Genomic DNA, 3,579 nt, shown 5'->3' on the forward strand with positions numbered 1-3,579 from the left:
GAACAGAGTTGTCCAAGTCAAGTACACTAACCCGCATAACTTAACGGTTATGCATTGTCTTCTATCCTCTGCGTGGGGCCGACCGACATCGGCAGCGCGGGTTCCAGGATGGAAGGCGGGAAAGTATGCTTTTGGTTCAGAAGAAAGATCATCTTTAGTTACTAGCTGGATGATCGCGATGGACATACTTGTGCTCAAATAGCCGAATAGGCGGTAGCGCAAAATGTTATGTCTTTCTTTTTCTGGATCAAATCAAGCGCGAGAAGGGCGTTTGGTGAATGCCTTGGCAGCAAGAGGCGATGAAAGACGTGATACTCTGCGATAAGCCATGGGGAGCTGAGAATAAGCTTTGATCCATGGATTTCTGAATGGGGCAACCCACCTGAAAGCTTCATATTGTTATCCCCTCACAACCTGGTTGTGAGTAGATACTCAATATGGGGTTTAAACAGGTACTTAAGACCTGAATACATAGGGTTTTAAGAGCAAACCCGGGGAACTGAAACATCTAAGTACCCGGAGGAAAGGAAATCAATTGATACTCCCCTAGTAGCGGCGAGCGAACGGGGACCAGCCGAGCCAGATAAGTGACTAGAACACGTTGGGAAGCGTGGCCATAGCGGGTGACAGCCCCGTATAGGAAGCTTTGATGGACGTATTAAGTAGGGCGGAACACGTGAAATTCTGTCTGAAGATCGGAGGACCACCTTCGAAGGCTAAGTACTCCTTGCTGACCGATAGCGAACCAGTACCGTGAGGGAAAGGTGAAAAGCACCCCGACGAGGGGAGTGAAACAGTACCTGAAACCGAACGCCTACAATCAGTCGGAGGATCCTCGAGATCTGACGGCGTACCTTTTGTATAATGGGTCATCGACTTGGTCTCACGAGCAAGCTTAAGCCGTTAGGTGTAGGCGTAGCGAAAGCGAGTCTTAATAGGGCGCATGAGTTCGTGGGATCAGACCCGAAACCGAGTGATCTAGGCATGGCCAGGTTGAAGGTAAGGTAACACTTACTGGAGGACCGAACCCACATCCGTTGAAAAGGATCGGGATGAGCTGTGCCTAGGGGTGAAAGGCCAATCAAACTCGGAGATAGCTGGTTCTCTGCGAAATCTATTTAGGTAGAGCGTCATCCGAATACCCCGGGGGGTAGAGCACTGGATGGGTAATGGGGCCCCACAGGCTTACTGATCCTAACCAAACTCCGAATACCCGGGAGTACTAGATGGCAGACACACTGCGGATGCTAACGTCCGTAGTGGAGAGGGAAACAACCCTGACCTACGACTAAGGCCCCCAATTCATGGCTAAGTGGGAAAGCAGGTGGGACGACCAAAACAACCAGGAGGTTGGCTTAGAAGCAGCCATCCTTTAAAGATAGCGTAACAGCTCACTGGTCTAAATAAGTTGTCCTGCGGCGAAGATGTAACGGGGCTCAAGCCATGAGCCGAAGTCTAGGGATGCGTAAGCATCGGTAGCAGAGCGTAGTGTGACATAGAACCTTGCCTTTTTTACCGCCGGTCATTTGGTGCGCGCAATCGCGCTCAAGTAGCCGAATAGGCGGTAGCGCAGGCATAGGTTCTTTCGATGAAGCCGGGGCGTGAGCCATCCGGTGGAGAGATCACTAGTGAGAATGATGACATGAGTAGCGACAAAGAGTGTGAGAGACACTCTCGCCGAAAGTCCAAGGGTTCCTGCTTAAAGCTAATCTGAGCAGGGTAAGCCGGCCCCTAAGCCGAGGCCGAAAGGCGTAGGCGATGGGAACTAGGTTAATATTCCTAGGCCAGGAGGATGTGACGGATTGCAGGTGTAGTTCAACCTTATCGGATTGGTTGGGCTGCTGAGCAGTTCCTGGAAATAGCCCTCCATCAGACCGTACCCTAAACCGACACAGGTGGACTGGTAGAGCATACCAAGGCGCTTGAGAGAACGATGTTGAAGGAACTCGGCAAAATACCTCCGTAAGTTCGCGAGAAGGAGGCCCGGTTCCTAGGCAACTAGGGGCTGGGGGCACAAACCAGGGGGTGGCGACTGTTTATTAAAAACACAGGGCTCTGCGAAGTCGCAAGACGACGTATAGGGTCTGACGCCTGCCCGGTGCCTGAAGGTTAAAAGGAGAGGTGAGAGCCTTGAATTGAAGCCCAGGTAAACGGCGGCCGTAACTATAACGGTCCTAAGGTAGCGAAATTCCTTGTCGGGTAAGTTCCGACCTGCACGAATGGCGTAACGACTTCCCCGCTGTCTCCAACATCGACTCAGCGAAATTGAATTGCCTGTCAAGATGCAGGCTTCCCGCGGTTAGACGGAAAGACCCCGTGCACCTTTACTACAGCTTCGCACTGGCATCAGGATTGTGATGTGCAGGATAGGTGGTAGGCTTTGAAGCGGAAACGCAAGTATCCGTGGAGCCTCCCTTGAGATACCACCCTTCGCACTCTTGATGTCTAACCGCGGTCCGTTATCCGGATCCGGGACCCTGCGTGGCGGGTAGTTTGACTGGGGCGGTCGCCTCCTAAAGCGTAACGGAGGCGCGCGAAGGTTGGCTCAGAGCGGTCGGAAATCGCTCGTTGAGTGCAATGGCAGAAGCCAGCCTGACTGCAAGACTGACAAGTCGAGCAGAGTCGAAAGACGGCCATAGTGATCCGGTGGTCCCGAGTGGAAGGGCCATCGCTCAACGGATAAAAGGTACGCCGGGGATAACAGGCTGATACTGCCCAAGAGTCCATATCGACGGCAGTGTTTGGCACCTCGATGTCGGCTCATCTCATCCTGGGGCTGGAGCAGGTCCCAAGGGTACGGCTGTTCGCCGTTTAAAGAGGTACGTGAGCTGGGTTTAGAACGTCGTGAGACAGTTCGGTCCCTATCTGCCGTGGGTGTAGGAGACTTGAGAGGAGTTGCCCCTAGTACGAGAGGACCGGGGTGAACGATCCACTGGTGGACCAGTTGTCGTGCCAACGGCAGTGCTGGGTAGCTATGATCGGACAGGATAACCGCTGAAGGCATCTAAGCGGGAAGCCCCCCTCAAAACAAGGTCTCCCTGAGGGCCGTGGAAGACCACCACGTCAATAGGCCGGAGATGTAAGCGCAGTAATGCGTTCAGTTGACCGGTACTAATCGCCCGATAGGCTTGATTTGATCCAGTAATGGAAAGACAAGACCAAAGCATACACCAACCTTGAGTTGGACAACGCTGATTGATTAACACAACCGTGCAGGACCGCGCATTCGCAAGCGAATACGCTGCCTCCTGCATAGTCGCTTTCTTGAACAGCAAGAAAGTCGACCGAGGGCTTTTCCTCGGTTTGGTGGTCATAGCGCAAGTGAAACACCCGGTCCCATACCGAACCCGGAAGTTAAGCACTGCCGCGCCAATGGTACTTGGGCTTAAGCCCCGGGAGAGTAGGTCACCGCCAAACCTAGTAAAAGCCCAAAATCTCTCTAAACGATGAAAATAATACCTGGCCTCAAGTAGCCGAATAGGCAATAGGCACACCAAAGCGTCGCGGGGTGGAGCAGTCCGGTAGCTCGTCAGGCTCATAACCTGAAGGTCAGAGGTTCAAATCCTCTCCCCGCAACCA

Annotated in this window: 1 tRNA gene and 2 rRNA genes; all 3 read left to right on the forward strand. The window is 53.0% G+C overall.

Features of this window, described 5'->3' with window-relative positions:
- The first annotated feature begins 250 nt into the window (after positions 1-250).
- Positions 251-3,136 (forward strand): 23S ribosomal RNA (locus tag GOV89_RS22585).
- A gap of 166 nt (positions 3,137-3,302) precedes the next feature.
- Positions 3,303-3,417, forward strand: a 5S ribosomal RNA gene (gene rrf, locus GOV89_RS22590).
- An 85-nt stretch (positions 3,418-3,502) separates the two neighbouring features.
- Positions 3,503-3,579 (forward strand) — tRNA-Met (locus GOV89_RS22595).

The organism is Ruegeria sp. HKCCA5763 (assembly GCF_013034545.1).
In the GTDB taxonomy this organism is placed as follows: Bacteria; Pseudomonadota; Alphaproteobacteria; order Rhodobacterales; family Rhodobacteraceae; genus Ruegeria.